The sequence below is a fragment of the Nocardiopsis sp. NRRL B-16309 genome, assembly GCF_001279585.1.
Taxonomy (GTDB): domain Bacteria; phylum Actinomycetota; class Actinomycetes; order Streptosporangiales; family Streptosporangiaceae; genus Nocardiopsis.
In genome coordinates this window covers 1-1,386 of record NZ_LGEC01000125.1, presented here as the reverse complement: position 1 = coordinate 1,386, position 1,386 = coordinate 1, and the positions used below count along the sequence as shown (strand labels likewise).

At 70.1% G+C, this 1,386-nt stretch carries 2 protein-coding genes; both read right to left on the bottom strand.

Features of this window, described 5'->3' with window-relative positions:
• Window positions 1-955: hypothetical protein (locus tag ADL05_RS26810; RefSeq protein ID WP_156366070.1), on the bottom strand; the 955-nt coding region annotated here is incomplete at its 3' end.
• A 79-nt stretch (window positions 956-1,034) separates the two neighbouring features.
• On the bottom strand, window positions 1,035-1,386 hold a 352-nt coding region (locus ADL05_RS31375; protein WP_197285948.1), incomplete at its 5' end, for a hypothetical protein.

Here is a 1,386-nt window from a genome sequence, read left to right as displayed (position 1 = left end):
GGTCACCCTGGATCGCCTCCATCAGCCAGGTCAGGTGCTGCTCAGGGACCATGACCGTGTGGTCCTTGCCGTCGACTTCCAGGGTCACCGGCGTGGTGCGTTCGTCCGCGCCCACCTGGTCGCTGGTGGGGAGTGCGGAGCACAGGTGGTGGAGTAGAAGGGCGAATCGGCGTGCCACCGAGTGCGGCTCGGGGCCGCGCGCAGCCTCAGCCGCGAGGTCGGCGACCTCGGCGATGAGTGCGGGTGTCACCGGGGCGTGGGCGCTCTCGTAGAGGGTGGAGGAACCCTCCGGGCCGCTGCACTCCACCAGGATGTTGGGGGCGACCCCCGGGGGTGGGCTGATGTTCTCCTCCTCGGTGCCGATGTAGAGCAGGGTGTCGAACGGGCCCGGAGGGACGACGACGATGTTCTCGGGGCCGCGAGCCCCGTCGTTGTCGATGTAGGTGTTCGTCAGTCCGCGTTGGGCGAGTGCGTCCAGCACCAGCAGCCCGAGGGGGAGGTCTTCGCGGGCGAGGGCGTCATGCGGCTGCCCTCCGGTCTTGCCGATGAGCGGCAGCCACGCCGCCGCACCGGCCAGCAGTAGGACGAGTTTCTGACGTGGGTCGTCCTTTCCGATGAGCGGTTCGGAGATCCGGGACAGCAGGCGTCGGACACGGCCGCAGTCCTCCCAGGTCTGCTGGCGGAGACGGCCCACGAACGCGGCGCGCCAGTGGTGGTCGTCCGTGGTGGGCACCGGCCACTCCTGGACCAGGCGCAGGGCCAGCGGCCACAGCTCCGCGTGGGCGGCAGCGCGGGTGGTGTCCAGGGCGCGGGCTGCCGCATCGAGCACGTACACCGTGGCCGATCGCAGCCCGGTGAGGGTGAGGTCCCAGCGGTAGTCGACGTAGTTCAAGGCCATGATGTCCATGGCCTCGGCCGGAACGTCGTGGGGCGCGGGCACGCTCTGATGATTCATCGTTCTCCTTCGTCGCGGAATGGTTCGGGGTGGGGGGGGGGGGTGGTGGACCCGCCCCCGACGAAGTGGGACTACTCGGCTAGAAGATGCAGCGGTCCTCGGCGAGGATTCCCGTGTACGCGCCCATGGCGTCGCGCAGCAGGTCGACGGGGTCCATCCCGGCGAGTTGCGCCAGGGAGGCGGTGACGACGGCGACCTCGCTGGGCGTGCGGCGCTGCCCGGTGGGGGCGGGGCGGCTGGTGTTCAGTGGGGTGGGCTGGAGCGCCTTGCCCTGGTGCTGGTGCATGAGCCCGGCGGCTAGGAGAGCGAGCATCTCGCAGGACTCGTCCATGGCGTGGAGCTCGTGGTGGTACGCCTCGGTGAGCCAGTCCATGAGCCAGTCCAGGGCCCATTCGTAGGATGCCTCGTCGCGTGTGGGCTGGGTCTGCGTG